This window comes from Chelatococcus sp. XZ-Ab1, from assembly GCF_029309855.1.
In the GTDB taxonomy this organism is placed as follows: domain Bacteria; phylum Pseudomonadota; class Alphaproteobacteria; order Rhizobiales; family Beijerinckiaceae; genus Chelatococcus_A; species Chelatococcus_A sambhunathii.
The window spans coordinates 36774-59757 of record NZ_JARKII010000001.1 but is presented as its reverse complement, the minus strand read 5'-3'; the positions used below and the strand labels follow the sequence as shown (position 1 = coordinate 59757).

Sequence of the window (22984 nt, the reverse complement as noted above, 5' to 3'; positions counted from 1 at the left end):
CCTCACGCCGGGGCCAGCGGATCGTTTTCGAGCAGGATGGGCCGTCCGTGCGGCGTCGCCCGTGCGGCCCTGTCCCAGGCGGCGCAGCGCTCGGCAAGCGCCTCGGGCGCGGCGACGCCCTTCTCGGCGACGAGCCTCTCCAGCGCCGCGAGCCAATGGTGGTAATAGCTGTCGCCGAGGTCGGGATCACCCGCCGCCTGCGCGCGGCGGATCTCCTGCGACAACGCCTCGGCCCATTCGCTCCAGGTGAAGAGCCCGGCCTCGTTGAGCGCCACCGCCATGGCGAAGGCCTCAGCCTCCCAAGGCTCGCGGAATACGGGCCCGTCCGCGTCCCGCGCCACTGGCGTGATGCTGCAGACGGCATCGAGCAGTGTATCCGCCGCGCTCATGCCGCCGCTCCTTCGAGATAGCTCTCCCAGGCGTCGATCGAGACGGTGAGCGTCGCATCGCCGTCCGCGCCCCACAGTTCGGCCCCCGAGAAGGCAACGGTGTAGAGCCATTGCGGGCACTCGCCCTTCCCGTGCGCGTGGGTGTCGGGAAAGACGAAGACGCCGTTGACGCGCGCGATGATTCCGACCTTGCCGCGGGCATAGCGCGGCAGGCGCGTGTGGCCGGTAGGGTGCATCACCTTCGTGCGCACCCGCTCGCCCACCGCGAAGCGGGCGGGCGCCTCAGCCGGCCGGTCGTACTGCGTGCCCCGCGCGAGCACGGTGGGCACGTCCGCGGCCTTCAGCACGCGCTGGCCGGGATCGCCCGGCGCCAGCGCCCGGCCGGCCGCCAGCTCTTCCGCCGTCACCAGCCCGCGGGCGAGCAGCAGCTTCTCCAGCCCCTTGATCCAGATCTCGTAATAGCTCGACGACAGATAATCGGCCGGGGGGAGCGTCTCGCGCGCATGGCGGCTCGCATCGATGTTCCATTCGCCCATCGCGCCGGCGGCGAGGGTGACGGCGAGCGCCCGCTTCTCCCAGGGAGCGTGGAAGCGCACGTCCTCCGGCTCCGGCTCCACCGGGCCGAAGCCCATCATACCGCCGAGGTCCTGCGCGCCGTTCATGCCCGCCCCTCTTCGGGTGTGCGGGCCAGGCCCGTTCCGATCATCGAATCGCGTGTCACGAGCCGCGCCAGCGCCTCCTCGTCCCAGCCCTCGGTGCCGGCCGGGCGCATGGGGATGACGAGATAGCGCGTCTCGGCCGTCGAATCCCACACGCGGATACGCGTCGCCGCGGGCAGGGTGATGCCGAAATCGGCCAGCACGCCGCGCGGGTCGATGACCGCGCGCGAGCGGTAGGGCGCCGACTTGTACCAGACCGGCGGCAGGCCCAGCACCGGCCAGGGATAGCAGGAGCACAGCGTGCAGACGACGAGGTTGTGCTCCTCCGCCGTGTTCTCGACGGCGACCATGTGCTCGCCCTGGCGGCCGGTGAAGCCGAGCGAATGGATCGCCGCCGTCGCATCCGTGCGCAGCAAGGCACGGTACTCCTCGTCCACCCAGGCCTTGGCGACCACCCGCGCGCCGTTGCGCGGGCCGATCTTCGTCTCATAGGTATCAATCAGCACGTCGAGCGCGGCGGGATCGACATAGCCCTTCTCGACCAAAATCGATTCCAGCGCCCTGACGCGCAGCGCCATGGGCGAGAGCTCGCTGCCCTCGTGATCGTGGTCGCGATCATCGTGGTGATGGCCGTGGGAATGCTCGTGCATGGCGCCTCGCACCGAAGGGCAGGATCGGCGGCGATCATAGCGCCCGCTCGCCGGGGGAGCGAGCCCGTTCCGGTCCTGCCTCCCCTTCCCACGCGCCGCCTTTCCCCCGTGTTGGTGATTGACCCGCGACCGCTTCCCCCCTAGTCCCTCGCCTGCACGTCCCTCGCCTTCAAGTCCCGCCCCCTGCCGCACGAGAGTTCCCGTGCCGAACGCCCAGCCCGAACGCCCACTGCCCGCACGCCTCGCCGTCGCGCTCGAGATGCCGGTCCTCGCCATCGGCAACATCGTGTCCTGGTGCGCCATCCTGATGGTGGTCCTCGAATTCGCCGTCGTGCTCATGCGCTACGTCTTCGGCATCGGCTTCATCGCCCTGCAGGAGAGCGTCATCTACCTGCATGCCGCCACCTTCATGCTGGCCTCGGGCGCCGTGCTGGCGCGGGACGGGCACGTGCGCGTGGATGTGGTCTACAGCCGGCTCGGCCCCCGTTCGCGCGCGCTCGTCGACCTCTTCGGGGCGCTTCTTTTCGTCGTGCCGCTGGCGCTGCTGACCTTCGACGTCGCCCTGCCCTATGTCGCGCGCTCCTGGGCGATCCTCGAAGGCTCGCGCGAGACGAGCGGCCTGCCCTTCGTCTACCTGCTCAAGACCCTGATCCCCGCCTTTGCCGTGCTTCTTGCCGTCGAGGGCATCGCCATGGCGCTCAAGGCGCTCGCCGCGCTCGCAGCCGGCAGGGAGCGTTGAGCGTGCTCCACAACATCCTCGGCCTTGCCATGTTCGGCAGCGCCTTCGCGCTGCTCCTCACCGGCTTTCCCGTCGCTTTCGCGCTCGCAGGCTGCGCGCTCGTCTTCTTCGCCATCGGCCTGATGACCGGGGCGATGCCCTATGCCTTCCTGCAGGCATTTCCCCAGCGCATCTACGGCATCATGACCAACGACGTGCTGGTCGCCATCCCGCTCTTCGTGCTGATGGGCGTGGTGCTGGAGCGCTCGCGCGTCGCGGAGGAGCTGATCGACACCTGCGCCCGCCTGTTCGGCGCCGTGCGCGGCGGGCTCGGCCTCTCGATCTTCCTGGTCGGCGCGCTTCTTGCCGCGACGACCGGCGTCGTCGGCGCCACCGTCGTCACCATGGGGCTGATAGCCCTGCCGCCGATGCTGCGCCACGGCTATTCGCGCTCGCTGGCAGCGGGCTCCGTCGCGGCCGCCGGCACGCTCGGCCAGATCATCCCGCCGTCCATCGTGCTCGTCGTGCTCGGCGACCAACTCGGCACGGCCTATCAGAGCGCCCAGCTCGCGCTCGGCAATTTCGCGCCGGAGACCGTGTCGGTCGGCGACCTCTTCGCCGGCGCGGTCGTTCCCGGCCTGCTGCTCGTCCTGCTCTACGTGCTCTATCAGGTGCTCGTCGCCTGGCTGCGGCCCGCGCTTGCGCCGGCCCTGCCGGCGGAGGCCCGCGACCTCGGCCCTTCGCCGGTCGCAACCGTCGTGCGCGCTGTCGTGCCGACGGTGGCGCTCATCGTCGCCGTGCTCGGCTCGATCCTCGGCGGCGTGGCGACACCGACGGAGGCGGCGGCCGTCGGCGCGGTCGGCGCCATCCTGATCGCGGCCGACCGACGCGGGCGCAGAAGCGCCTTCATCGCGCGCTCCACCGCCGCCGCGCTGCTCGCTCTGCTCGTCCTCACCGCCTTCGTCGATCTGCGCCTCGGGCGCGAGGTCGTGACGGCGGGCCAGTCCGCCGGCATCCTCTTGGCAGCGGCGCTGTGTGCGCTCGTCGCGGCAGGCCTCCTCCACGCCCTCTGGCGACTGGCCGCAGACGGGCTCTTCAAGACCATCGCCCGCGCCACGACCGACGTGACGGCGATGATCTTCGCCATCCTCATCGGCGCGACGCTGTTCAGCCTCGTCTTCCGCGGCCTCGGCGGCGAGGACCTCGTCAAGGATGCCCTCTCGGCCATGCCGGGCGGCCCGGCGGGAGCGGTGCTCCTCGTCATGGCCGTGATGTTCTTCCTCGGCTTCTTCCTCGACTTTCTCGAGATCGTCTTCGTCGTCGTGCCGATCGTCGCCCCCGCGCTCCTGCAGATGGAGGGCATCGATCCCGTCTGGCTCGGCGTGATGATGGCGGTGAACCTGCAGACCTCGTTCCTCACCCCGCCCTTCGGGCCGACGCTGTTCTACCTGCGCGGCGTCGCCCCGCCAGAGGTGCGTACAGCGGATATCTACAGGGGCGTCGCGCCCTTCGTTGCCATCCAGCTCGCCGTGCTCGCCATCCTATGGCTGTTCCCCGCCCTTGCCACGGCCCTCCCGCGGGCACTCTACGGCTAGATTCCGGACTGATCGGCTTGATTCAACCCGATCGGATCCGGCTCTAAGCGCCGAGGGCGGCGCGGCCGACGATGCGGAAGCGCTCGCCCGGCCCGTCCTGCCGGCAGAGGGCGAGCGCATCGACGAGGACGTCCGCCGGCGGCACGTGCTCCGCATAGGCGAGGGCGAGCGCCGCCTCGGTGCGCGCCACGTCCTCGCGCGGCACGCGCCCGGTCAGCGTCATGTGGAAGCGGAATTCCTCGAGCACATAAGGGTAGCCGTAGGTCTCGAGATGCTGCCGCTGGCGTTCGGAGAGCGTCTCCGGCCGGCGCTTGGCGATCTCGTCGCCGTTCGCTGGTGCGCGGAAAGGCTCGAAGGCGGGGACGAGCGCCCGCTCCAGCTGCGCGAGCTCCGCGGATGGCCGGGCCTCGACGAGCGCGAGGAAGGCGCCTTCCGCCGGCCGCCGGCCGATGGCCGTCAGGATGAGGCGCGGCAGGGTGAAAGCCGACAGCGCCTCGGCGAAGTCGACGAGAGCCGCGATGAGGTCGCTCTCGGCCTGGCCCTCGGCCAGGCGGAACGGCGCCTTCAGCGTGGCGTGGAAGGCATAGCGCCGCGGCTCCTCCGTCAGCCTGTGGAAGGCCTCCGCATCGAGGCCGCGCGGCACGATCTGCGGCACCTCCTCGCCCGTCGCCCCGTCATAGCCGAGGATGCCGGAGCCGAAACGCCACAGCGGATCGTCGGAATGGGGCGCGAAATAGATGGCGTAACGCGAACCGTTGGATGACATCTCACCACTCGTTTCGGGAATGGTTGCGGGGAGCTTGGCGATTCGGCCGGGCGTGCGAGCGAGTGCACCGTTAAGCCATAGAGCGGCCGGGGCTTTTTCGCCAGCCGCCCCCGACGAGGCCGAAGGCCAAGGCCTCTTGCCTTTCGCCGCCACCATGCTGTAGTGCCAAGACCGTGACGTCACCATGAAGCCGCCGCGCGGCACGGGGAAGACAGAAGTGGCTGAAGCGCAGAAGGCCCGCACCTCCCGCACCCTCGTCACGCTCATCAGCGTGGCCGTGCTCGTCGGCACCGAGGTGTTCGCCGTCGCCATCGCGGCCGGCTGGGCCATTGCCGGCATCTTCGAGCTCGGCCAGACCGTAGGCTATGTGCTGATGGGGCTCTTCGCCCTCGTCGGCCTTTGGGCGATGGTCGGCTTCATGCGACAGGCCTCCCGGGCCGAAGGCGCCCACGGGGCGGGCGGCCACAAGGCTTGATCAAGGCCCGATCAGGGTCGGTCGCACGCCCGCAGCGTCACCGGATCCGCTGCCTGCGGCACGAGCCGCTCGAGCGGCCTGCATAGCCCTTCCACGCAGAGATACCAGTCCGCCACCGCGTGCGAGCGCCGCATGACAACCGTGTCCTGCGGCGGCAGCGATGGTGTCCAGCGCCAGAAGCCGTCGATCAGCCGGGCATCCGGCCCCGGGTCCATGCCCGCGCCGGAGCCCTTGACGCGCGCCTCGGCAATGGCGAGGCCCTGCTCCGTCAGCCGCCAGTCCTCCTCCCAGACGGTCTTTTCCACCGAATGGGTCCAGCCGAGCGTCAGGGTGGCCGTGCCGAGATGCACGACGAGCCCCGCCGCCGCGAGGCACAGGCCGCTCACGCGGCCGAGGCCGGCCGTGCGCCGCGGCGCGTGCGCCACCAGTGCCAGCCGAGCACCACGGCTGCGAGCGCGAAGCCGATCTCGTCGGTCATCGACAAAGCCGCGAAGAGCGACAGCGCGGCGATGGTCGCGACGACGCGCTCCCATGTCTGCAGCGGCGACCAGAGGTAGCCGATGGAAGCGATGCCCCACAGGCCGATGGCGAGGCCGGTCTTGAAGATCATGTAGCTGACATCCAGCCAGTAGGCGGCGCCCGAGAGGCCAGCGACCGGCTGTAGCATCAGCGCTGGATCGTAGACCGCCATGTAGGGGATGACAAAGCCCGGCAGCGCGATGCGCAGCGCCTGAAAGCCGATGCGGAAGCCGTTCTCCTTCGCTATCGGAGCGGCCGCGAAGGCAGCGAGCGCCACCGGCGGCGTCAGATCCGCCATGATGCCGAAGTAGAACACGAACATGTGGCTGACGATCAGCGGCACGCCGAGGTCGAGCAGCGCCGGGGCCGCCAGCGACGATGTGATGATGTAGTTCGGGATCGTCGGGATGCCCATGCCGAGCAGCAGGCTGACGAACATCGTCAGCACCAGCGACAGCGCGAGCGAGCCCTTGCCGATGGAGACGACCCAGTTGCCGAAGATTGTGCCGATTCCCGTCAGCGTCATCGTGCCGATGACGATGCCAACGACGGCGCAGGCGAGGCCCACGGGCAGCGCCTGGCGCGCCCCCTCGGCGAGCGCGTCGCGGCACGCCGCCAGCGTCTCGACGCCGCCGCGCACGAAGAGGCTGGCGACCACGAGGACGGCGACGAGGCCGAGGATGACGAGGACGCCCCAGATCAGGAAAGTCGCGGCGAGAAGGCCGAGGCCGACCCAGAACACGACGCGCACCACCTCGTGCACGAGACCGGCCGCGACGGCCGCCCCGAGGATCAGCACCACCGTGAGGGCAAGCCCGACCGAGCCCGAGAAGAGAGGCGTATAGCCGGCGAAGAGGAGGTAGACGAGCACCGCCAGCGGCAGCACCAGGTACCACTTCGAGGTGAAGGCCTTGAAGGCGTTGGGCAGCTCCGCCTTCGGCATGCCGGTGAGGCCGCAGCGCCCGGCCTCCAGATGCACGGCCCAGAAGGCCGAGGCGAAATAGAGGACGGCGGGCATGACGGCGGCCTGCACCACCTCGGCATAGGGCACGCCGATGGTCTCGGCCATGATGAAGGCGACCGCGCCCATGACCGGCGGCATGATCTGCCCGCCCATGGAAGCCGTCGCCTCGACACCGCCAGCGAAGGCCGCCCGGTAGCCGAAGCGCTTCATGAGCGGGATGGTGAACTGCCCCGTCGAGACGACATTGGCGACGCCAGAGCCGGAGATGGTCCCCATCAGTGCGGAGGAGAAGACGGACACCTTGGCCGGGCCGCCCCGGGCACCGCCGAAGAGCCCCATCGCCACGTCCGTGAAGAGCTGGATCATCCCCGCCCGCTCCAGGAAGGAGCCGAACAGGATGAACAGGAAGATGTAGGTTGCCGACACGGCCGTCGGCACCGCATAGAGCCCTTCGGTGCCGAAGGACATGTGCTCGATCACCTGCTCCAGCGTGTAACCGCGATGGTCGAACGGCGCCGGCAGGTAGTTGCCGAAAAGGCAATAGCCGAGAAAAATCCCCGCCACGATCGGCAGGGCTGGCCCCATCACGCGCCACACGAGAACGAACAGGATGACGATGGCGGCAATGCCGACAACGAAGTCCGACGGGATGAGTTCGCCCGCGCGCACCACGAGGTCGAAGTAGAAGACCCAGTGGTAGAGCCCGACGAGGAAGCCGCCGATGCCGAGCGCCCAGGCGATCGCGCGGCCCCAGGGGGTCTGCGAGCGGTGCATGGCAAGCAGGCCACCGGCGACGAGGCAGAGAAAGCCGACGTGGATCGTGCGCACGATCTGGCTCGGCACGCCGCCGCCGAATCGCGACAGCAGCACCATCGTCAGAGCGAGCGGCACGAAGGCATAGAGCGCCTCGGCGACCGGGCGGCCGCGCGCGGCATCGACCGCAATCTTCACGGCCCACAGGGCGAAGACGGCGCCGGTGACGACGATGAGGTCGACGCCCGGCAGGAAATCGCGGTCGAGCGGGATGCCGAAGGCCGTGACGATCTGGAAGAAGGAGAATGCGACGGCGATCCAGAAGAGGATCCGGGCCGTCGCACCGGCGCCGAACCCCTCGGGCATCCCGTGTTCGGCGTTCACCGTCGCTGCAGCCTCACGGCCGGCCGTTTCTGCCATTGTCTACTCCCGAAGCGAAGCACCCGCCCCTGTTCGCGGCGCGTGCCGCGGCCGTGGGAGAGCGCCAGTACCCTTCTTCCCGACACGGCCCGCGCCTGCCGGTTTTCGTGCGCCGTCTCAACACCACCCATGCCGAATTTGCAAGGGCCCGATGCTGCGAACGAATATCGCCGCCGCGTGGGGGAGCACGAAACAAGCCATGAAAAAAGCGGGCGCAAGGCCCGCTTTTCCACCGTGCCGTCCGTCGAACGGCTTATTGGGACACGCCCTTTTCCTTGAAGAAGCGCTCTGCGCCCGGGTGGAGCGGCACCGGCATGCCGCCGAGGGCGTCCTCGATCTTGATCGCCTTGGCCGCGCTGTGGGCCGCCGCGAGCTGGTCGAGGTTCTCGTAGATCGTCTTCGTCATCGCATAGGCGAGATCGTCGGAGACATCCTCGCGGGTGACGAGGAAGTTGACGACCGCAGCGGTCGGCACGTCGCCCGCCTGGCCGTTGTAGGTGCCTGCCGGGATCGTGCCGGCGATATAGGGCGCGCCGACCTTCTCGACCACGTCGGCCGGGATCTCCACGACCGTGATGTCGACCGAGGCGGCGAGGTCGCGGATCGAGGCGACGCCGAGGCCGGCCGACTGCAGCGTGGCGTCGAGCTGGCGATTCTTCATCAGCTCGACCGATTCGGCGAAGGGCAGGTACTCCACCTTGCCGAGATCGTTGTAACCGAGCCCGGCCGCCTCCAGGATGGCACGGGCGTTGAGCTCGGTGCCCGACTTCGGCGCGCCGACCGACAGGCGCTTGCCCTTGAGGTCGGCCAGGGTCTTGATGCCCGATTCCTTGGACGCGACGATCTGGATGTAGTTGGGATAGATCGCGGTGATGCCGCGCAGCTTGTCGAGCTTGCCCTTGAAGCCGGCTTCCGTGTCGCCTTCCCAGGCCAGCTTCACGCTGTCGCCGAGCGCGAAGGCGATTTCGCCCTTGCCCTGCTGCAGCAGGTTGAGGTTCTCGACCGAGGCCTTGGTCGCCTGCACCGACGGCCGGGTGTCCGGGATCTTCTCCGCATAGATCTTCGACAGGGCGACGCCGAGCGGATAGTACACGCCCGAGGTGCCGCCGGTGAGCACGTTGATGAACTCGGCCGAGCGGGCCGGCAGGCTCGAAGCCATCAGCACGGCCGTGAGTGCCGCAGCTCCTGCAGTCATCGTCTTCATGAAGCGACGCATCTTCCCTCCTCCCGGAATGCGTTGAGCGGACGCGGCCTCGCGAGGCCGCGTCCCCGTCGAGTTCAGAGTTATCCATGGCGACGGCAGCAAGCTCAAGTCTTCAGCGCCGGAAGCGCACGGTTTTCGCCATTCCCCCGCCATCTTCCCCGCGATAACCCGATGATGCCGTTGCCGCCTTGCGGGGATGACAAGGTGGAGCGGCGGCACCACATGGCCTGAGAGCCCGACCCACGACGCCACACAACGAGCGCCCGACGCATGATCGACAGACGTATGCTTCTTGCTTCCGCTGCCGCCACTGCCGGCCTTGCGGCAACGGGATTTGCCCCAGCCGCGCTCGCGGCCCAGGGCCTGAAGTTCGGCAACGAGGCGCCGTTCTCCTTCGAGGGGCTCGTAGCGCGGGCCGAAGCGATGGCCAAGCGCCCCTACAAGGCCCCGCCGGCACCTCCCTCCGAAATTCTCGAGCGCATCGACTACGACGCCCACGGCAAGATCCGCTTCAAGCCGGACTATGCGCTCTTCGCCGATGGGCCCGGCCAGTTCCCCGTCACCTTCTTCCACCTTGGCCGCTACTTCCAGAGCCCGGTGCGCATGCATGTCGTCGCCAACGGCAAGGCGCGAGAGATCGTCTACGACGAGCGCTATTTCGACATGCCGGCGGACAGCCCGGCGCATGAACTGCCGGCCGGCTCGGGATTCGCGGGCTTCCGCTTCCAGGAAAGCCGATTCGGCACCGACCCGAAGCGCAACTGGCGCGGTAACGACTGGGTGGCCTTCCTCGGTGCCTCCTATTTCCGCGCCATCGGCGCCCTCTACCAGTACGGCCTGTCGGCGCGCGGCATCGCGCTCGACGTAGCGGTCGCCGGCAAGCCCGAGGAATTTCCCGCCTTCACGCATGTCTATTTCGACACGCCGGCGGACGGCAGCGACACGGTCACGGTCTGCTGCCTGCTGGACGGGCCGAGCATCTGCGGCGCCTACCGCTTCGTCATGCAACGCGGTGAGGGCGTGCTGATGGATATCGACAGCACGCTCTTCCTGCGCAGCGACGTCACTCGCTTCGGCTTGGCGCCCCTCACGTCGATGTACTGGTACTCGGAGACGGTGAAGCCGACGGCCGTCGACTGGCGGCCGGAGATCCACGATTCCGACGGTCTTGCCTTGTGGACCGGCGCAGGCGAGCACATCTGGCGGCCCCTCAACAACCCGCCGCGCACCATCGCCTCCGCCTTCCAGGACGAGAACCCGCGCGGCTTCGGCCTCCTGCAGCGCGACCGCGCCTTCGACCACTATCTCGACGGCGTCTTCTACGACCGGCGGCCGAGCCTTTGGGTGGAGCCGAAGGGCGACTGGGGCAAGGGCGCCGTCGAGCTCATCGAGATCCCGACGGACGACGAGATCCACGACAACATCGTGGCCATGTGGGTGCCGCGCGAGCCCGCGAAGGCGGGCACGCGCCACGACATCTCCTACCGCCTGCACTGGCTCGCCGACGAGCCCTTCCCGACGGCCCTCGGCCGCTGCGTCGCCACGCGCCTCGGCAACGGCGGCCAGCCGGGCCAGCCGCGCCCGGCAGGCGTGCGCAAGTTCATGCTCGAGTTCCGCGGCCCGCCGCTCGCGACCATCCCCTTCGGCGAGCAGCCGGAACCCGTGCTCTGGGCCTCGCGCGGCAGCTTCTCCTACATCCTCACCGAGGCCCTGCCCAACGACGTGCCCGGCCACTGGCGCGTGCAATTCGACCTCACCGTCGAGGGCACCGAGCCGGTCGAGATGCGCTGCTTCCTGAAACTCGGCGACCAAGTGCTGACCGAGACGTGGCTCTACCAGTACCACCCGTTTTGAGCAGCAGCGGGGCCCGCCGCCACACAACCTCGGTCCCCGCGCAAGCAGCGAAGCGGAATGCGAAGCGAGCCACGAGGATGTGTCGGGACCGGCAGATCCCGGAACATTCCCCGGCGGCGCCCTGACGCGGCCCCGCGTGCTTGCAATGTTATAGTAGAACATCTAATTCAATGGTCATGACGCATTCGCACGCGCATCGCCACCATCATCACCATACCGAAGCGGTGCAGCCGACCCTGTCACTGCTGCGCATGTCGGCGCTGACGCGCCTTGCCGGCGCGGGTGCGGTGCTCGTGCTGCTATGGATCGCCGTTTTGTCCGTGCTGGATTGAGCCCATGACCGATGCCACGCGCGCGAGCGACGCCATCCGCTTCGAGAACCTGACGCTCGGCTACGACCGGCACCCGGCCGTGCACCATCTCGACGGCGCCTTGGCGAGCGGCAGCCTGACGGCTGTCGTCGGGCCGAACGGCGCCGGCAAGTCCACTCTGCTCAAGGGCATCGTGGGGGCGCTGCCGCCGTTGTCCGGCCATATCCGCCTGTCGCTCGGCAGGCCGCGCGGGGCGAAGGCGCGCATCGCCTATCTGCCGCAGGCGGCCGACATCGACCGCAGCTTCCCCATCACCGTCTACGACCTCGTCTGCGTCGGGCTGTGGAGCCGCGCCGGCCTGTTCGGCAGCATCGGCCGCAAGGACCGGGTGCAGATCGAGGAGGCGCTCGCCGCCGTCGGCCTCACCGGCTTCGAGAAGCGCACCATCGGCACGCTCTCGGGCGGGCAGATGCAGCGGGCCCTCTTTGCCCGCCTCCTGCTGCAGGATGCCGACATCATACTGCTCGACGAGCCCTTCACCGCCATCGACGCCCGCACCACGGCGGACCTTCTCGCCCTCGTGCGCCGCTGGCACGACGAGGGGCGCACGGTCGTCGCCGTGCTGCATGACATGGAGATGGTCCGTCAGGCTTTCCCGCGCACCCTCCTGCTGGCCCGCGAGCCGGTGGCCTGGGGCGAGACGGACGAAGTGCTGACGGCCGAGAACCTGCTGCGGGCCCGCCGCCTCGTCGAGGCCTTCGACACGCATGCGCCGGTCTGCGCACGCGACGCGGCCTGAGCAGTGATGCTCTACGACCTTCTCATCGAGCCCTTCGTCGTGTTCGATTTCATGCGCCGCGCCCTCGTCGGCGCCACCGCCCTTGCCTTGTCGGGCGGCCCGGTCGGCGTCTTCCTGATGCTCCGGCGCATGAGCCTGACGGGCGACGCGATGGCTCACGCCATCCTGCCCGGCGCCGCCGTCGGCTTCCTCCTCTACGGCCTGTCGCTGCCGGCGATGACCATCGGCGGGCTCGCCGCCGGCTTCGCGGTGGCACTCGCCGCCGGCCTCGTCGCACGCACGACGGCGCTGAAGGAGGACGCGGCCCTCGCCGCCTTCTATCTCATCTCGCTCGCGCTCGGCGTGACGCTCGTCTCGCTGCGCGGCTCCAACGTCGACCTGCTGCACGTCCTCTTCGGCACGGTGCTCGCCCTCGACGACGCGACGCTCCTGCTCGTCGCCGGCATCGCCACCGTCACCCTCGGCGCCCTCGCGCTCCTCTACCGGCCGCTGGTGCTGGAATGCGTCGATCCGGGCTTCCTGCGCTCGGTGAGCCGCGCGGGAGCCGCCGCGCATCTCGCATTCCTCGCCCTCGTCGTCATCAATCTCGTCGGCGGCTTTCACGCCCTCGGCACCCTGCTTGCCGTCGGCATGATGATGCTGCCGGCCGCGAGCGCCCGCTTCTGGAGCGGTGACATCACGGTGATGATCGGCGTCTCCACCCTCGTCGGCATGCTGTCCGGCGCGGCCGGGCTCATCCTGTCCTACCACACCGGCCTGCCGGCGGGCCCGTCCATCATCCTTGTCGCCGGCGGCGCCTATATTGCCTCGCTCCTCGTCGGCCCAGTCGACGGCCTCCTGTGGCGCCTCGTGCCAGGACGACATCTCGAAGCCTGAAATCACCGCCGCCCCGCGGCGGACGCTGGAGGATAGACCATGCGCACTAGACGCAACGTTATATCAGCACTTTTCGCCGTCATGGCGCTGCCACTCGCTCCTGCTGCCTTGGCGCAACCGGCCGAGGCGCCCTCGAAGACGAGGGTCGTCGCCACCTTCTCCATCCTGGGCGATCTCGTCCGCGAGGTCGGCGGCGAGCGCATCGACCTGACCGTGCTTGTCGGGCCTAACGGCGACGCGCATGTCTATTCGCCCTCGCCCGCTGATGCCCGCAACCTCGCCGAGGCCAGAGTGATCTTCGTCAATGGCCTCAAGTTCGAAGGCTGGATCGACCGCCTGGTACAGGCCTCCGGCACCAGGGCCACCATCGTCGAGGCCGCGGCCCGAGTGACGCCGCTGGAAATGGAGAACGACGGCCACGGGCATGGACACGCCCACAGCCGTGCCGACGATCATGACGAGAAGCACGCCCACGAGCACGGCGGGCTGGACCCGCACGCCTGGCAGGATGTGGCCAATGCGAAGCTATATGTCGCGGCGATCCGCGACGCACTCGTCGCCGCCGATCCGGCGGGCAAGGATGCTTATGCCGCCAACGCCGAGGCCTATCTCGCCAGACTCGATGCGCTCGAGGCCGAGGTCAAGGCGGCGGTCGAGGCCATCCCGCGCGACCGCCGTAAGGTCATCACCTCGCACGACGCGTTCGGCTATTTCGCGCGGGCCTACGGCCTCACCTTCATCGCCCCCCAGGGCGTCTCGACCGATGCGGAAGCCTCGGCCCGCGACGTCGGCCGCATCATCCGCCAGATCAAACGCGACAAGATCCCCGCCGTCTTCCTCGAGAACGTCACCGACCCGCGCCTCGTCGAGCGCATCGCCAAGGAAACCGGCGCCAAGATCGGCGGCCGCCTCTACTCGGATGCCCTGTCGGATGAAAACGGCGCGGCGGGGACTTACATCGCCATGATGCAGCACAATATAAAGGCGCTGAACGCCGCCCTCGCCCGGTGACGGTCGACGGCGGCCCGGCGGCGGTGCTAGGAGGGGGTGAAAAGCCCCGCATCCGGGGCGCCGCCTTTCGCGAGGTCTGATCACGCCCGCGCGGCAGGATCCGTCAGGATCGGGCCGCGCCCGGCGTCCCTTGGAGCCCATCTATGGCCGACAAGATTCCCGTCACCGTCCTCACCGGCTATCTCGGCGCCGGCAAGACGACGCTGCTCAACCGCATCCTCACGGAACCGCACGGCCAGCGCTTCGCCGTCATCGTCAATGAATTCGGCGAAGTCGGCATCGACAACGACCTCGTCGTCGGCGCGGACGAGGAAGTGTTCGAGATGAACAACGGCTGCATCTGCTGCACCGTGCGCGGCGACCTCATCCGCATCCTCGACGGGCTGATGAAGCGCAAGGGCAAGTTCGACGCCATCATCGTCGAGACGACCGGCCTCGCCGATCCGGCGCCCGTGGCCCAGACCTTCTTCATGGACCAGGACGTCTCCGACAAGACGAAGCTCGACGCCGTCGTCACCGTCGCCGACGCCAAGTGGCTGACCGACCGGCTGAAGGATGCGCCGGAAGCGAAGAACCAGATCGCCTTCGCCGACGTCATCATCCTCAACAAGATCGATCTCGTGTCGCCCGAGGAACTGGCCGAGGTGGAAGGCCGCATCCGCGCCGTCAACCCCTACGCGATGCTGCACAAGGCAGAGCGCGCCGCCGTCGACATCTCGCAGGTGCTCGGCCGCAACGCCTTCGACCTGGAGCGCGTGCTCGAGCTCGAGCCCGCCTTCCTCGAGGACGACGGCCACCATCACGATCATGATCACGATCATGCCTGCGGTCCGGACTGCGACCATGATCACCACCGTCATCACGGCGGGCTGAAGCACTATCACGACGAGGACATGCAGTCGGTGGCGCTGACCATCGAGGGCGAGGTCGATCCCGACAAGTTCCTGCCGTGGGTCAACGACCTCGTGCAGCGCGAAGGCCCGAACATCCTGCGTTCCAAGGGCATCCTCGCCTTCCGCGACGAGCCGCGCCGCTTCGTCTTCCAGGGCGTGCACATGATCCTCGACGGGGACCTGCAGCGCGAGTGGAAGCCCGGCGAGGAGCGCCGGTCGAAGATCGTCTTCATCGGCCGCAACCTCGACAAGGAGGCGATCCGCGAGGGCTTCCTGGCCTGTACGGCGTGACGCGGCGGGCCATTGCTCGCTCCCCCGGCTTGCCGAACGACTCCTCTTGTCCCCTCCCCCCTTGTGGAGGAGGGTAGGGAGGGGGGTGGAGCAGCACGCAGGCGGTCGTGCTCTTGCGTCGCGACCCCCACCCCTACCCCCTCCCCGCAAGGGGGAGGGGAGTCTCCGACCGACGCTCGATCATAAACATCCCATGGCCGCTCCGACGATCTCCTCCCTCACCGACCATGTCGCCGATCTCGCTGCCGGCGCGCATGTCACCGCCCTCGCCTGGCTCGGCGGCACCACCGCATTCGCACTGGCCGACGGCGCGGCGCTGCTCGTTGCCGGCGACGACCAGAAACGTGTCGCGGCCCATCCGGACGGGGCCGCGCTCGTCGCGACGAGCGACGGCCGGCGGCTCGTGACCGGCGGGGACGACGGCCGCATCGTCGCCGTCGCCGGCGACGGTACGGTGGAGGAGATCGGCGACGAGAAGGGCCGCTGGATCGACGCCATCGTCGCCGGTCGCGACGGCACCCTCGCCTGGAGCGCCGGCAAGCGCGTCACGGCGCGTGACGGCCGGGGCCGCCTGCGCCATTTCGAGGCACCCTCGACAGCCCAGGGCCTTGCGTTCTCGCCGAAGGGCTACCGCCTCGCCATCGCTCACTACAACGGCGTCAGCCTCTGGTTTCCGAACACTGACGCGGAGCCCGAAAAGCTCGAATGGAAGGGCTCGCACCTCGGCGTCACCTGGTCGCCGGACGCGCGCTTCGTCGTCACCTCCATGCAGGAGAACGCCCTGCACGGCTGGCGCCTCTCCGACCGGCGCGACATGCGCATGACCGGCTATCCGGCCAAGACGCGCTCCTTCTCCTGGTCGCACGACGGCAACTGGCTCGCCACCTCCGGCGCCGATGCCGTCATCGTCTGGCCCTTCGATAAGGACGGCCCGATGGGCCGCGCGCCGCGGGAATGCGGCGTGCGCCACGCCAAGGTTTCGCGCGTCGCCTTCCATCCCGGTGCGCTCGTCGTCGCCGCCGGATACGAGGATGGCTGCATCCTCCTCATCCGCCTCACCGACGCGACGGAGCTGCTGGTGCGCCGCGCGAGCGTGGAAGCGCAGGAGGATGCGGCGGTGACAGCCCTCGCCTGGGACGCCAAGGGCAAGCGCCTCGCCTTCGGCACGGCCGCGGGGGCGGCCGGCATCCTTACTTTGCCCTGAGGAGGGGCCATGGCGCTGCGCTTCGGCCTCTTCGGCAGGAAGGACGGCGACGACGGGGCCAGGGTCGCACTCGCCGCCCTGAAGGAGCGGGCCCGCATCGTGCTCTGCCTCTCCGACGAGGCGACCGTCGCCGTGAACGAGATCGTCTGCGCCGATCCCGCCTGCCCGGGCCTCGAGACTGTCGTCCTCATCATGGAGCCCGGCCGCAGGACCCGGGCGCTCAAGATCGCCAAGGCCGCCGGCGCGGTGACGGACGACGACCTGCACACGGCGGCCGCCGGCGCGCGGCTCTGAGACGATCAGTCATCTGCCTTGTTGTGCCTTGCCATTCCCGCCCTGCCGGGCAAAGCTGCCGCGCCGGCCGTCTTGACCGGCGGGGTTGGGGAGCGGTCTGGCGATGGTCGTCGGCGGTTTGCGAGTGTGGTGGCTGAAGCCGTTGGCCGGCATTCTCCTCTGCACGAGCCTCGCCGCCTGCGCCGGCCCACCCAAGGGTGTACTGGTGCCGGTTGCCACCGGGGCGCCCGGTGCCGCCACGGTCGACATGATCGTGGCAACGACCCGCAGTGCCGGGGCGACCCCTGCCGAGATGTTCACGGGCGAGCGGGGCCGTGACCCAGCCTTCGCCCGGATTACCGTCTCGATCCCGCCCGATAGCGCCCGCACCGTCGGCGAGGTGCAGTGGCCAAGCCGCGTGCCCGGCAACCCGGCAACCGACTTCGTCACGCTCCGGGCCGACAGACTTGACCGCCAGGGCGCGCTCGACTGGTTCCACAAGGCGGTGGCGCGCACGCCCAAACGCCGCGTGCTCGTGTTCATCCACGGCTTCAACAACCGCTTCGAGGATGCGGTCTTCCGCTTCGCGCAGATCGTCCACGATTCGGGCTCGCCCGTTGTGCCGGTGCTGTTCACCTGGCCGTCGCGCGCCAGCATCCTCGCCTACGGCTACGACCGCGAGAGCAGCACCTATTCCCGCGACGCCCTGGAAACCCTGCTGACCGCGCTTGCCCGGGATCCGGCGGTCGGTGAGATCTCGGTGCTCGCCCATTCCATGGGCAACTGGGTGACGCTGGAGGCGCTGCGTCAGATGGCCATCCGCAACGGCCGCGTGGCTTCGAAGATCCGCAACGTCATGCTGGCGGCACCGGACGTCGACGTCGACGTCTTCCGTACCCAGCTCGCCGCCATCACGAGACCGCGCCCCAATGTCACCCTTTTCGTCTCGCAGGACGACAGGGCCCTCGCTGTCTCGCGCCGGGTCTGGGGCAGTTCGGCCCGGCTCGGCGCCATCAATCCCGAGGCGGAGCCCTACCACACAGACCTGCCGCGCGACGGCATTACCGTCATCGATCTCACCAAGCTGCAGACAGGCGACCGGCTCAACCACGGCAAGTTCGCCCAGAGCCCGGAGGTCGTGCAGATCATCGGCCAGCGCCTCGTCGCCGGCCAGACGATGACGGACCAGCGCGTCGGCCTCGGCGACCGCATCATCCAGCTGACCGCGGGTGCAGCGAGTTCGGTCGGCACCGCCGCCGGCCTCGTCATCAGCGCGCCGGTCTCGGTCCTCGACGAGACCTCGCGCGGTAACTACGGCGCGCATGTCGAGCGTCTCGGCGGCTCGCTCGCCGACACGGCCGAGGCGACCGGCACCCTCCTCGTGCCGCAGATGTCCGCCCGCCGGCAGGGCACCGCGGCCGAACGGCCGTCGCCCTGACCGTCGCCATCGTTCTCGCGGGCCCTTGCCCTGCCGTAGGCGCGGTGGTAGCCCGAAGCGAAAGAAGGACGCTGCGACATGACGATCCGCCTGCACATCGGCGACCTGCCGGCCGACGCCGACTTCGGCGATGCCGTGGCCGTCGACACCGAAACCCTCGGCCTCGTGCCCCAGCGCGACCGGCTGTGCCTGGTGCAGCTGTCACGCGGCGACGGCACGGCGGATCTCGTCCAGATCCGCCCCGAAGGGCCGCGGCCCGACAATCTCGCGCGCCTCCTCGCGGACGAGAAGGTCTTGAAGATCTTCCACTACGCTCGTTTCGACCTCGCCGTCATCGAGCATTATCTCGGCGTCATGCCGGGTCCGGTGTTCTGCACCAAGATCGCCTCGCGCCTCACCCGCACCTACACCGACCGCCATGGCCTCAAGGACGTGCTGCGGGAACTCCTCGGCATCGAGATTTCCAAACAGCAGCAGTCGTCCGACTGGGGCGCCCCGACTTTGAGCGAGGCCCAGCTCGCCTATGCGGCCTCGGACGTCCTGCATCTCCACGCATTGAGGGACAAGCTCGAGGCGCTCCTTGCCCGCGAGGGCCGCTCGGAGCTCGCCCGCCAGTGTTTCAACTTCCTGCCAACGCGGGCGCGGCTCGATCTTGCGGGCTGGCCCGAGGTCGACATTTTCGCGCATTCGTGAGCCGGTTGGCTCGAGGCTTTGACCTTGCGCGCCGGCATCACTACATGAGGCTTGCCTTGGCGTGCATTGCCGTGCATGCCGAGTTATCTTGCGTTTTGATATTGCCGTCGATCGCGCGCCTTGTCGGGGCGGGAAGGATCCGCCCATCCGTGCGTTCGCCATGCGAGGTTGAGAACCTGTCACATGTCCGTCGGGGTGTCGTCGTCTAACAGGGCCGGCCGCCGCGTCACGCGCGGTGGCGATGCCTATGGAGCCGCCCTGCGTCATTCAGGCCGTGTGCGCTTTCTGCGGCGCGCGATTCCCGTCGGCGCATTTCTCGCCGTTCTCGCCATCGTTGGCATCAGCCTGCTTGCCCCGTTGGGCGCCATCGGCGGCCTGTCGCTCGGCCCCGTCAGCCTGTCCGGCACCAAGATCACCATGAGCGCGCCCAAGCTGCGCGGCTTCCGCGAGGGTACCCAGCCCTACGAGCTGACCGCCTCGGCCGCCACCCAGGACACGCGCAAGCCCAACCTCATCGAACTCGCCACCATCGACGGCCATGTCACGCTGAAGGACCAGGGCCGCGCGCATCTGAGCGCCGACAGCGGCCTCTATGATTCCCAGAAGGAACAGCTCGCGCTCGACGGAAACGTGCGGGTCACGACCGAGCGCGGCTACGATGCGCGACTCAAGTCGGCTTTCGTCGATTTCAAGGCCGGCACGGTGACCTCCAAACAGCCGGTCGAGGTCACCATTACCGGCGCGACCATTACCGCCGACACGCTTGACGTGACCGACAACGGGCAGCACATCACCTTCGCCGGACGGGTGCAGGCAACGATCGAGACCAAGGCGGCTCGCCAGCCCACCGCAGCCGATCCGCCGCCGACCGGCGGCGCCGAGACCGGATCCAACCGAGAAGATCGTCCATGACCATCAGGCTCCTGCCCCACGCCCTCCTTGCCGTTGCGCTGATGGCAGCCCCGGCCCTCGCCCAGCAGCAGGAGAGCGCATCGCCCTTCGGCGGGCTCGGCAACAGCAAGGACCCGATCAAGATCGACGCCGACCGGCTCGAGATCTTCGACAAGGAGCAGCGCGCCGTGTTCTCGGGCAACGTCGTCGCCGTTCAGGGCGACACGACCATGCGCTGCTCGCAGCTCGTCGTCCATTATGACCAGAGCGCTACACGGGGCGGCAGCCAGGCCGGCGGCAACCAAGCCAGTGCCGCGCAGCAGGCGGCTGGACAGACCGGGGGCACGCCGGCGGAAAACAACATCAAGAAGCTCGACTGCGCCGGGCCGGTGACAGTGGTCTCCAAGGACCAGACCGCGACCGGCGACAACGCCACCTTCGACCGTCAGGCCAACCGCGTGTTCCTGACCGGCAAGGTCGCGCTCAGCCAGGGTCAGAACGTGCAGCAGTGCGACCACATCGTCTACGACCTCAACACCAGCATCGCCCGGTGCGAGTCGAAGCCGGGCGGGCGCGTGCAGGGTGTGTTCGTCCCCGGGGGCAACGAGCCGCAGAAACCGGCACGTCCCCGCTGAGCCGCACCGCTCACCGATCGAGAACGGACCACAGACGTGAAATTCTCCCTGAAGCGCCATGCCGGTGCCGCGCACCGCCCGGACGGGCTGGAGACCGCCGACACCTTTGCCGGTGGCGTGCCCCCCTTCGGCGCGCCCCAGGCCCCTGACGATTTCGCCCCTCTCTATGCGGCTGGCGCCCACGACGGGGACGCTGCCTATGGCGGTCCTGGCATTCTCTCCGTGCGTGGCCTGCAAAAGAGCTATCGCGGGCGTACCGTGGTGCAGGATGCGGCGCTTAACGTGCGCAATGGCGAAGCCGTGGGCCTGCTCGGCCCCAACGGCGCCGGCAAGACCACGATCTTCTACATGATCACGGGCCTCGTCGCCTCCGATCGCGGCACCATCACGCTCGACGGGCACGACATCACCCATCTGCCCATGTACCGGCGGGCGCGCCTCGGCATCGGCTACCTGCCGCAGGAGGCGTCGATCTTCCGCGGCCTGTCGGTCGAGGACAACATCCGCGCCGTATTGGAGGTTGTCATCCGCGACAAGCGCGAGCGCGAGCGCGAGCTCGATGCGCTGCTGGAGGAATTCAACATCACCCGGCTGCGCAAGTCGCCGTCGATCGCTTTGTCGGGCGGCGAGCGGCGGCGCTGCGAAATCGCGCGTGCCCTTGCCGGCCAGCCATCCTTCATGCTGCTCGATGAGCCCTTCGCCGGCATCGACCCCATCGCGGTGGGCGACATCCAGAACCTCGTGCGGCACCTGACCAGCCGGGGCATCGGCGTGCTCATCACCGACCACAACGTGCGCGAGACGCTCGGCCTCATCGACCGAGCCTATATCATCCACTCCGGCCGAGTCCTCACGGAGGGCCGTCCGGACGAGATCGTCGCCAATGCGGACGTGCGTCGTCTTTACCTTGGCGAGGATTTTCACCTCTGAAGGCGATGCCGGGCGCACCGTCCCTTTGACGCAGGGTGCGACACTCGCTAAAACCGTAATCCAAGCAAGAAGCGTGCCGAAGGCGCGCGGTGTTTGGGGACGGCGGCGGCAACATGGCTTTGATGCACCGACTGGAGCTGCGCCAGGGCCAGAGCCTGGTGATGACGCCGCAGCTGCTGCAGGCGATCAAGCTGCTTCAGTTCTCGCACAACGAACTGGTGGCCTACGTCGAGGCGGAGCTCGAACGCAACCCGCTGCTCGAACGGGCCGACGGTGCCGATGGCGAGCGGCCGGCCGAGATGGCGGAGCCCGCCCCCGAGCCGGCCAGCGCTGACGATGAGCGCCAGTGGTTCAAGGACGAGCTCGCCGTCTCGCGCGACACGATCGAGGCAGGCCTCGGCACGCGCCTCGATAACGTCTTCCAGGACGAAGGAGGGGCGAAGGCCCGCGAGGTCCGTGCGGCTGAGGACCAGCTGCCGGTCTCGTCCTCCTTGTGGAGCGGCAGCGGGCACGGCTCCTTCGACGACGACGAGGGGCCGAGCCTTGAGGCGACGCTCGCCGCCGACCTGTCGCTGCACGATCACCTTGAGGCACAGTTGCTCGTCGCGACCAGCGATCCCGCGGAGCGGCTCATCGGCCGCCATCTGATCGATGCCGTCGACGAAACGGGCTATCTCGCGGAGGACACGGCGGCCATCGCTGCGCGGCTCGGCACCACGAACGAGCGCGTCGAAGAGGTGCTCGCCCTCGTCCAGACTTTCGAACCCTCCGGCATCGCCGCGCGCAGCCTCGCCGAATGCCTCGCCATCCAGTTGAAGGAGCAGGACCGGTTCGATCCGGCGATGCAGGCGCTCGTCGCCCACCTGCCGCTGGTCGCCCGGCGCGATCTCGCCGCCCTCAAGCGCCTTTGCGGCGTCGACGACGAGGACCTCACAGACATGCTCGCCGAGTTGCGCCGGCTCGACCCGAAGCCCGGCCGGGCCTTTGGCAGCGGCGTGGCGCAGACGCTGGTGCCGGACGTCTTCGTGCGCGAGGCGGCCGACGGCAGCTGGCTGATCGAGCTCAACGAGGCCGCGCTGCCGCGCGTGCTCGTCAACCAGACCTATCATGCCCGCGTCTCGCGCGACGTCCGCAGCGAGGCCGACAAGACCTTCATCGCCGATTGCCTGCAGACCGCCAACTGGCTGACCCGCAGCCTCGAGCAGCGGGCGCGCACCATCCTCAAGGTCACCAGCGAGATCGTGCGCCAGCAGGACGGTTTTTTCGCCCACGGCATCGAGCATCTGCGGCCGCTGAACCTCAAGGCCGTGGCGGATGCCATCGGCATGCACGAATCGACGGTCTCGCGCGTGACGTCGAACAAGTCCATCGGCACGCGGCGCGGTGTCTTCGAGATGAAATACTTCTTCTCCGCCGCCATCTCCGGCACGCCGGGGGGCGAGGCGCACGCGGCCGAGGCGGTGCGCCACCGGATCAAGCAAATGATCGACGCCGAGCCGCCGGACGACGTGCTGTCCGACGACGCCATCGTCCAGAAGCTTCAGGGTGCGGGAATCGACATCGCCCGCCGCACGGTGGCCAAATATCGGGAATCCTTACGCATTCCCTCCTCCGTCGAGCGTCGCCGGCAGAAGCGCGCGCAAGGTCGCGGCACTCAATGAAAGCCGGCGCGGCGGCGGACCGCGTTGACTTGGGCCGGCGCTCTTTCTACGACATACTGTGACAACCTGCCGAAAGGGGCCCCTCGAGGTGGCACCGTAAAAGGTCGCCAGA

At 68.8% G+C, this 22984-nt stretch carries 24 protein-coding genes; 17 read left to right on the top strand and 7 right to left on the bottom strand.

Going from position 1 to position 22984, the window contains the following annotated elements:
- Positions 1–2: 2 nt before the first annotated feature.
- Genes P2T65_RS00305 through nthA form a run of 3 tightly spaced genes read right to left on the bottom strand, consistent with a single transcriptional unit; the run spans position 3 to position 1698 of the window.
- Positions 3–389: a nitrile hydratase accessory protein gene (locus tag P2T65_RS00305; protein ID WP_055457720.1), complete on the bottom strand. Its 387-nt coding sequence runs from the start codon at positions 387–389 to the stop codon at positions 3–5.
- Complete coding sequence (gene nthB, locus P2T65_RS00300) at positions 386–1051, bottom strand: nitrile hydratase subunit beta (protein ID WP_055457721.1); 666 nt, start codon at positions 1049–1051, stop codon at positions 386–388. The genes P2T65_RS00305 and nthB overlap by 4 nt, the downstream gene beginning before the upstream one ends.
- Positions 1048–1698 (bottom strand): nitrile hydratase subunit alpha, encoded by a 651-nt coding sequence (gene nthA / locus P2T65_RS00295; protein WP_055457722.1) that lies wholly within the window; start codon positions 1696–1698, stop codon positions 1048–1050. Before nthA ends, nthB begins: the two co-directional genes overlap by 4 nt.
- 202 nt (positions 1699–1900) lie before the next feature.
- Between nthA and P2T65_RS00290 the strand changes: the two genes are divergently transcribed.
- Together P2T65_RS00290 and P2T65_RS00285 are read left to right on the top strand one after the other, a co-directional pair.
- The gene (locus P2T65_RS00290; RefSeq protein ID WP_276198972.1) at positions 1901–2437 is read left to right on the top strand and encodes a TRAP transporter small permease subunit; all 537 of its coding nucleotides are present in this window, start codon (positions 1901–1903) and stop codon (positions 2435–2437) included.
- Between the two features lie 29 nt (positions 2438–2466).
- Positions 2467–4011, top strand: coding sequence for a TRAP transporter large permease subunit (locus tag P2T65_RS00285; RefSeq protein ID WP_276199176.1), 1545 nt, complete (start codon positions 2467–2469; stop codon positions 4009–4011).
- Positions 4012–4054: 43 nt separating this feature from the next.
- Here P2T65_RS00285 and P2T65_RS00280 read toward each other — a convergent pair whose 3' ends face one another.
- Positions 4055–4777: a DUF1045 domain-containing protein gene (locus P2T65_RS00280; RefSeq protein WP_276198971.1), complete on the bottom strand. Its 723-nt coding sequence runs from the start codon at positions 4775–4777 to the stop codon at positions 4055–4057.
- A 217-nt stretch (positions 4778–4994) separates the two neighbouring features.
- Between P2T65_RS00280 and P2T65_RS00275 the strand changes: the two genes are divergently transcribed.
- The gene (locus tag P2T65_RS00275; RefSeq protein WP_186437990.1) at positions 4995–5252 is read left to right on the top strand and encodes a hypothetical protein; all 258 of its coding nucleotides are present in this window, start codon (positions 4995–4997) and stop codon (positions 5250–5252) included.
- 11 nt (positions 5253–5263) lie between these two features.
- Here P2T65_RS00275 and P2T65_RS00270 read toward each other — a convergent pair whose 3' ends face one another.
- The 3 genes from P2T65_RS00270 to P2T65_RS00260 all read right to left on the bottom strand — a co-directional run bounded on the left by P2T65_RS00270 (position 5264) and on the right by P2T65_RS00260 (position 9112).
- The gene (locus P2T65_RS00270; protein ID WP_276198970.1) at positions 5264–5677 is read right to left on the bottom strand and encodes a DUF1850 domain-containing protein; all 414 of its coding nucleotides are present in this window, start codon (positions 5675–5677) and stop codon (positions 5264–5266) included.
- A complete protein-coding gene (locus tag P2T65_RS00265; protein ID WP_276199175.1) occupies positions 5635–7608 on the bottom strand; it encodes a TRAP transporter permease in 1974 nt (657 codons plus the stop codon). The genes P2T65_RS00270 and P2T65_RS00265 overlap by 43 nt, the downstream gene beginning before the upstream one ends.
- Positions 7609–8161: 553 nt before the next feature.
- Entirely contained in the window at positions 8162–9112 is a 951-nt protein-coding gene (locus tag P2T65_RS00260) for a TAXI family TRAP transporter solute-binding subunit (RefSeq protein ID WP_026015493.1), read from the bottom strand.
- A 270-nt stretch (positions 9113–9382) separates the two neighbouring features.
- On the opposite strand from P2T65_RS00260, the gene P2T65_RS00255 reads away from it, so the two are divergent.
- The 14 genes from P2T65_RS00255 (at position 9383) to rpoN (ending at position 22872) form a co-directional block, all read left to right on the top strand.
- Positions 9383–10966: a glucan biosynthesis protein D gene (locus tag P2T65_RS00255; protein WP_055457726.1), complete on the top strand. Its 1584-nt coding sequence runs from the start codon at positions 9383–9385 to the stop codon at positions 10964–10966.
- Between the two features lie 176 nt (positions 10967–11142).
- A complete protein-coding gene (locus P2T65_RS00250) occupies positions 11143–11298 on the top strand; it encodes a hypothetical protein (protein ID WP_157672312.1) in 156 nt (51 codons plus the stop codon).
- 4 nt (positions 11299–11302) lie between these two features.
- Complete coding sequence (aztA, locus tag P2T65_RS00245; protein ID WP_071924143.1) at positions 11303–12076, top strand: zinc ABC transporter ATP-binding protein AztA; 774 nt, start codon at positions 11303–11305, stop codon at positions 12074–12076.
- A gap of 6 nt (positions 12077–12082) precedes the next feature.
- Positions 12083–12952: a metal ABC transporter permease gene (locus P2T65_RS00240; RefSeq protein ID WP_276198969.1), complete on the top strand. Its 870-nt coding sequence runs from the start codon at positions 12083–12085 to the stop codon at positions 12950–12952.
- A gap of 39 nt (positions 12953–12991) precedes the next feature.
- Positions 12992–13963, top strand: coding sequence for a metal ABC transporter substrate-binding protein (locus P2T65_RS00235; protein WP_063185555.1), 972 nt, complete (start codon positions 12992–12994; stop codon positions 13961–13963).
- A 143-nt stretch (positions 13964–14106) separates the two neighbouring features.
- The gene (locus P2T65_RS00230) at positions 14107–15147 is read left to right on the top strand and encodes a GTP-binding protein (RefSeq protein WP_276198968.1); all 1041 of its coding nucleotides are present in this window, start codon (positions 14107–14109) and stop codon (positions 15145–15147) included.
- Between the two features lie 193 nt (positions 15148–15340).
- On the top strand, positions 15341–16351 hold the full coding sequence (locus P2T65_RS00225; RefSeq protein WP_055457731.1) for a hypothetical protein: 1011 nt from the start codon (positions 15341–15343) through the stop codon (positions 16349–16351).
- Between the two features lie 9 nt (positions 16352–16360).
- Positions 16361–16645, top strand: a complete 285-nt coding sequence (locus tag P2T65_RS00220; protein WP_055457732.1) for a hypothetical protein — start codon at positions 16361–16363, stop codon at positions 16643–16645.
- A 103-nt stretch (positions 16646–16748) separates the two neighbouring features.
- Positions 16749–18062: an alpha/beta hydrolase gene (locus P2T65_RS00215; protein ID WP_055457733.1), complete on the top strand. Its 1314-nt coding sequence runs from the start codon at positions 16749–16751 to the stop codon at positions 18060–18062.
- Between the two features lie 78 nt (positions 18063–18140).
- The gene (locus tag P2T65_RS00210; RefSeq protein WP_055457734.1) at positions 18141–18755 is read left to right on the top strand and encodes a ribonuclease H-like domain-containing protein; all 615 of its coding nucleotides are present in this window, start codon (positions 18141–18143) and stop codon (positions 18753–18755) included.
- 183 nt (positions 18756–18938) lie between these two features.
- On the top strand, positions 18939–19667 hold the full coding sequence (gene lptC / locus P2T65_RS00205) for an LPS export ABC transporter periplasmic protein LptC (protein ID WP_055457735.1): 729 nt from the start codon (positions 18939–18941) through the stop codon (positions 19665–19667).
- Positions 19664–20281 (top strand): LptA/OstA family protein, encoded by a 618-nt coding sequence (locus P2T65_RS00200; RefSeq protein WP_071924146.1) that lies wholly within the window; start codon positions 19664–19666, stop codon positions 20279–20281. The genes lptC and P2T65_RS00200 overlap by 4 nt, the downstream gene beginning before the upstream one ends.
- Before the next feature lie 36 nt (positions 20282–20317).
- Positions 20318–21211, top strand: a complete 894-nt coding sequence (lptB, locus tag P2T65_RS00195; RefSeq protein ID WP_082464669.1) for an LPS export ABC transporter ATP-binding protein — start codon at positions 20318–20320, stop codon at positions 21209–21211.
- A 113-nt stretch (positions 21212–21324) separates the two neighbouring features.
- Positions 21325–22872: an RNA polymerase factor sigma-54 gene (gene rpoN / locus P2T65_RS00190; RefSeq protein ID WP_276198967.1), complete on the top strand. Its 1548-nt coding sequence runs from the start codon at positions 21325–21327 to the stop codon at positions 22870–22872.
- The last annotated feature ends 112 nt before the right edge of the window (positions 22873–22984 follow it).

Coding starts and splice junctions, on each gene's coding strand:
- P2T65_RS00255 (WP_055457726.1), top strand. CDS start 9,383: ATGATCGACAGACGTATGCTTCTTGCTTCCGCTGCCGCCACTGCCGGC.
- P2T65_RS00250 (WP_157672312.1), top strand. CDS start 11,143: ATGACGCATTCGCACGCGCATCGCCACCATCATCACCATACCGAAGCG.
- P2T65_RS00260 (WP_026015493.1), bottom strand. CDS start 9,112: ATGAAGACGATGACTGCAGGAGCTGCGGCACTCACGGCCGTGCTGATG.
- P2T65_RS00225 (WP_055457731.1), top strand. CDS start 15,341: ATGGCCGCTCCGACGATCTCCTCCCTCACCGACCATGTCGCCGATCTC.
- aztA (WP_071924143.1), top strand. CDS start 11,303: ATGACCGATGCCACGCGCGCGAGCGACGCCATCCGCTTCGAGAACCTG.
- P2T65_RS00200 (WP_071924146.1), top strand. CDS start 19,664: ATGACCATCAGGCTCCTGCCCCACGCCCTCCTTGCCGTTGCGCTGATG.
- P2T65_RS00210 (WP_055457734.1), top strand. CDS start 18,141: ATGACGATCCGCCTGCACATCGGCGACCTGCCGGCCGACGCCGACTTC.
- lptC (WP_055457735.1), top strand. CDS start 18,939: ATGTCCGTCGGGGTGTCGTCGTCTAACAGGGCCGGCCGCCGCGTCACG.
- P2T65_RS00220 (WP_055457732.1), top strand. CDS start 16,361: ATGGCGCTGCGCTTCGGCCTCTTCGGCAGGAAGGACGGCGACGACGGG.
- P2T65_RS00285 (WP_276199176.1), top strand. CDS start 2,467: ATGTTCGGCAGCGCCTTCGCGCTGCTCCTCACCGGCTTTCCCGTCGCT.
- P2T65_RS00235 (WP_063185555.1), top strand. CDS start 12,992: ATGCGCACTAGACGCAACGTTATATCAGCACTTTTCGCCGTCATGGCG.
- P2T65_RS00280 (WP_276198971.1), bottom strand. CDS start 4,777: ATGTCATCCAACGGTTCGCGTTACGCCATCTATTTCGCGCCCCATTCC.
- P2T65_RS00265 (WP_276199175.1), bottom strand. CDS start 7,608: ATGGTGCTGCTGTCGCGATTCGGCGGCGGCGTGCCGAGCCAGATCGTG.
- P2T65_RS00240 (WP_276198969.1), top strand. CDS start 12,083: ATGCTCTACGACCTTCTCATCGAGCCCTTCGTCGTGTTCGATTTCATG.
- P2T65_RS00215 (WP_055457733.1), top strand. CDS start 16,749: ATGGTCGTCGGCGGTTTGCGAGTGTGGTGGCTGAAGCCGTTGGCCGGC.
- rpoN (WP_276198967.1), top strand. CDS start 21,325: ATGGCTTTGATGCACCGACTGGAGCTGCGCCAGGGCCAGAGCCTGGTG.
- P2T65_RS00230 (WP_276198968.1), top strand. CDS start 14,107: ATGGCCGACAAGATTCCCGTCACCGTCCTCACCGGCTATCTCGGCGCC.
- nthB (WP_055457721.1), bottom strand. CDS start 1,051: ATGAACGGCGCGCAGGACCTCGGCGGTATGATGGGCTTCGGCCCGGTG.
- P2T65_RS00305 (WP_055457720.1), bottom strand. CDS start 389: ATGAGCGCGGCGGATACACTGCTCGATGCCGTCTGCAGCATCACGCCA.
- nthA (WP_055457722.1), bottom strand. CDS start 1,698: ATGCACGAGCATTCCCACGGCCATCACCACGATGATCGCGACCACGAT.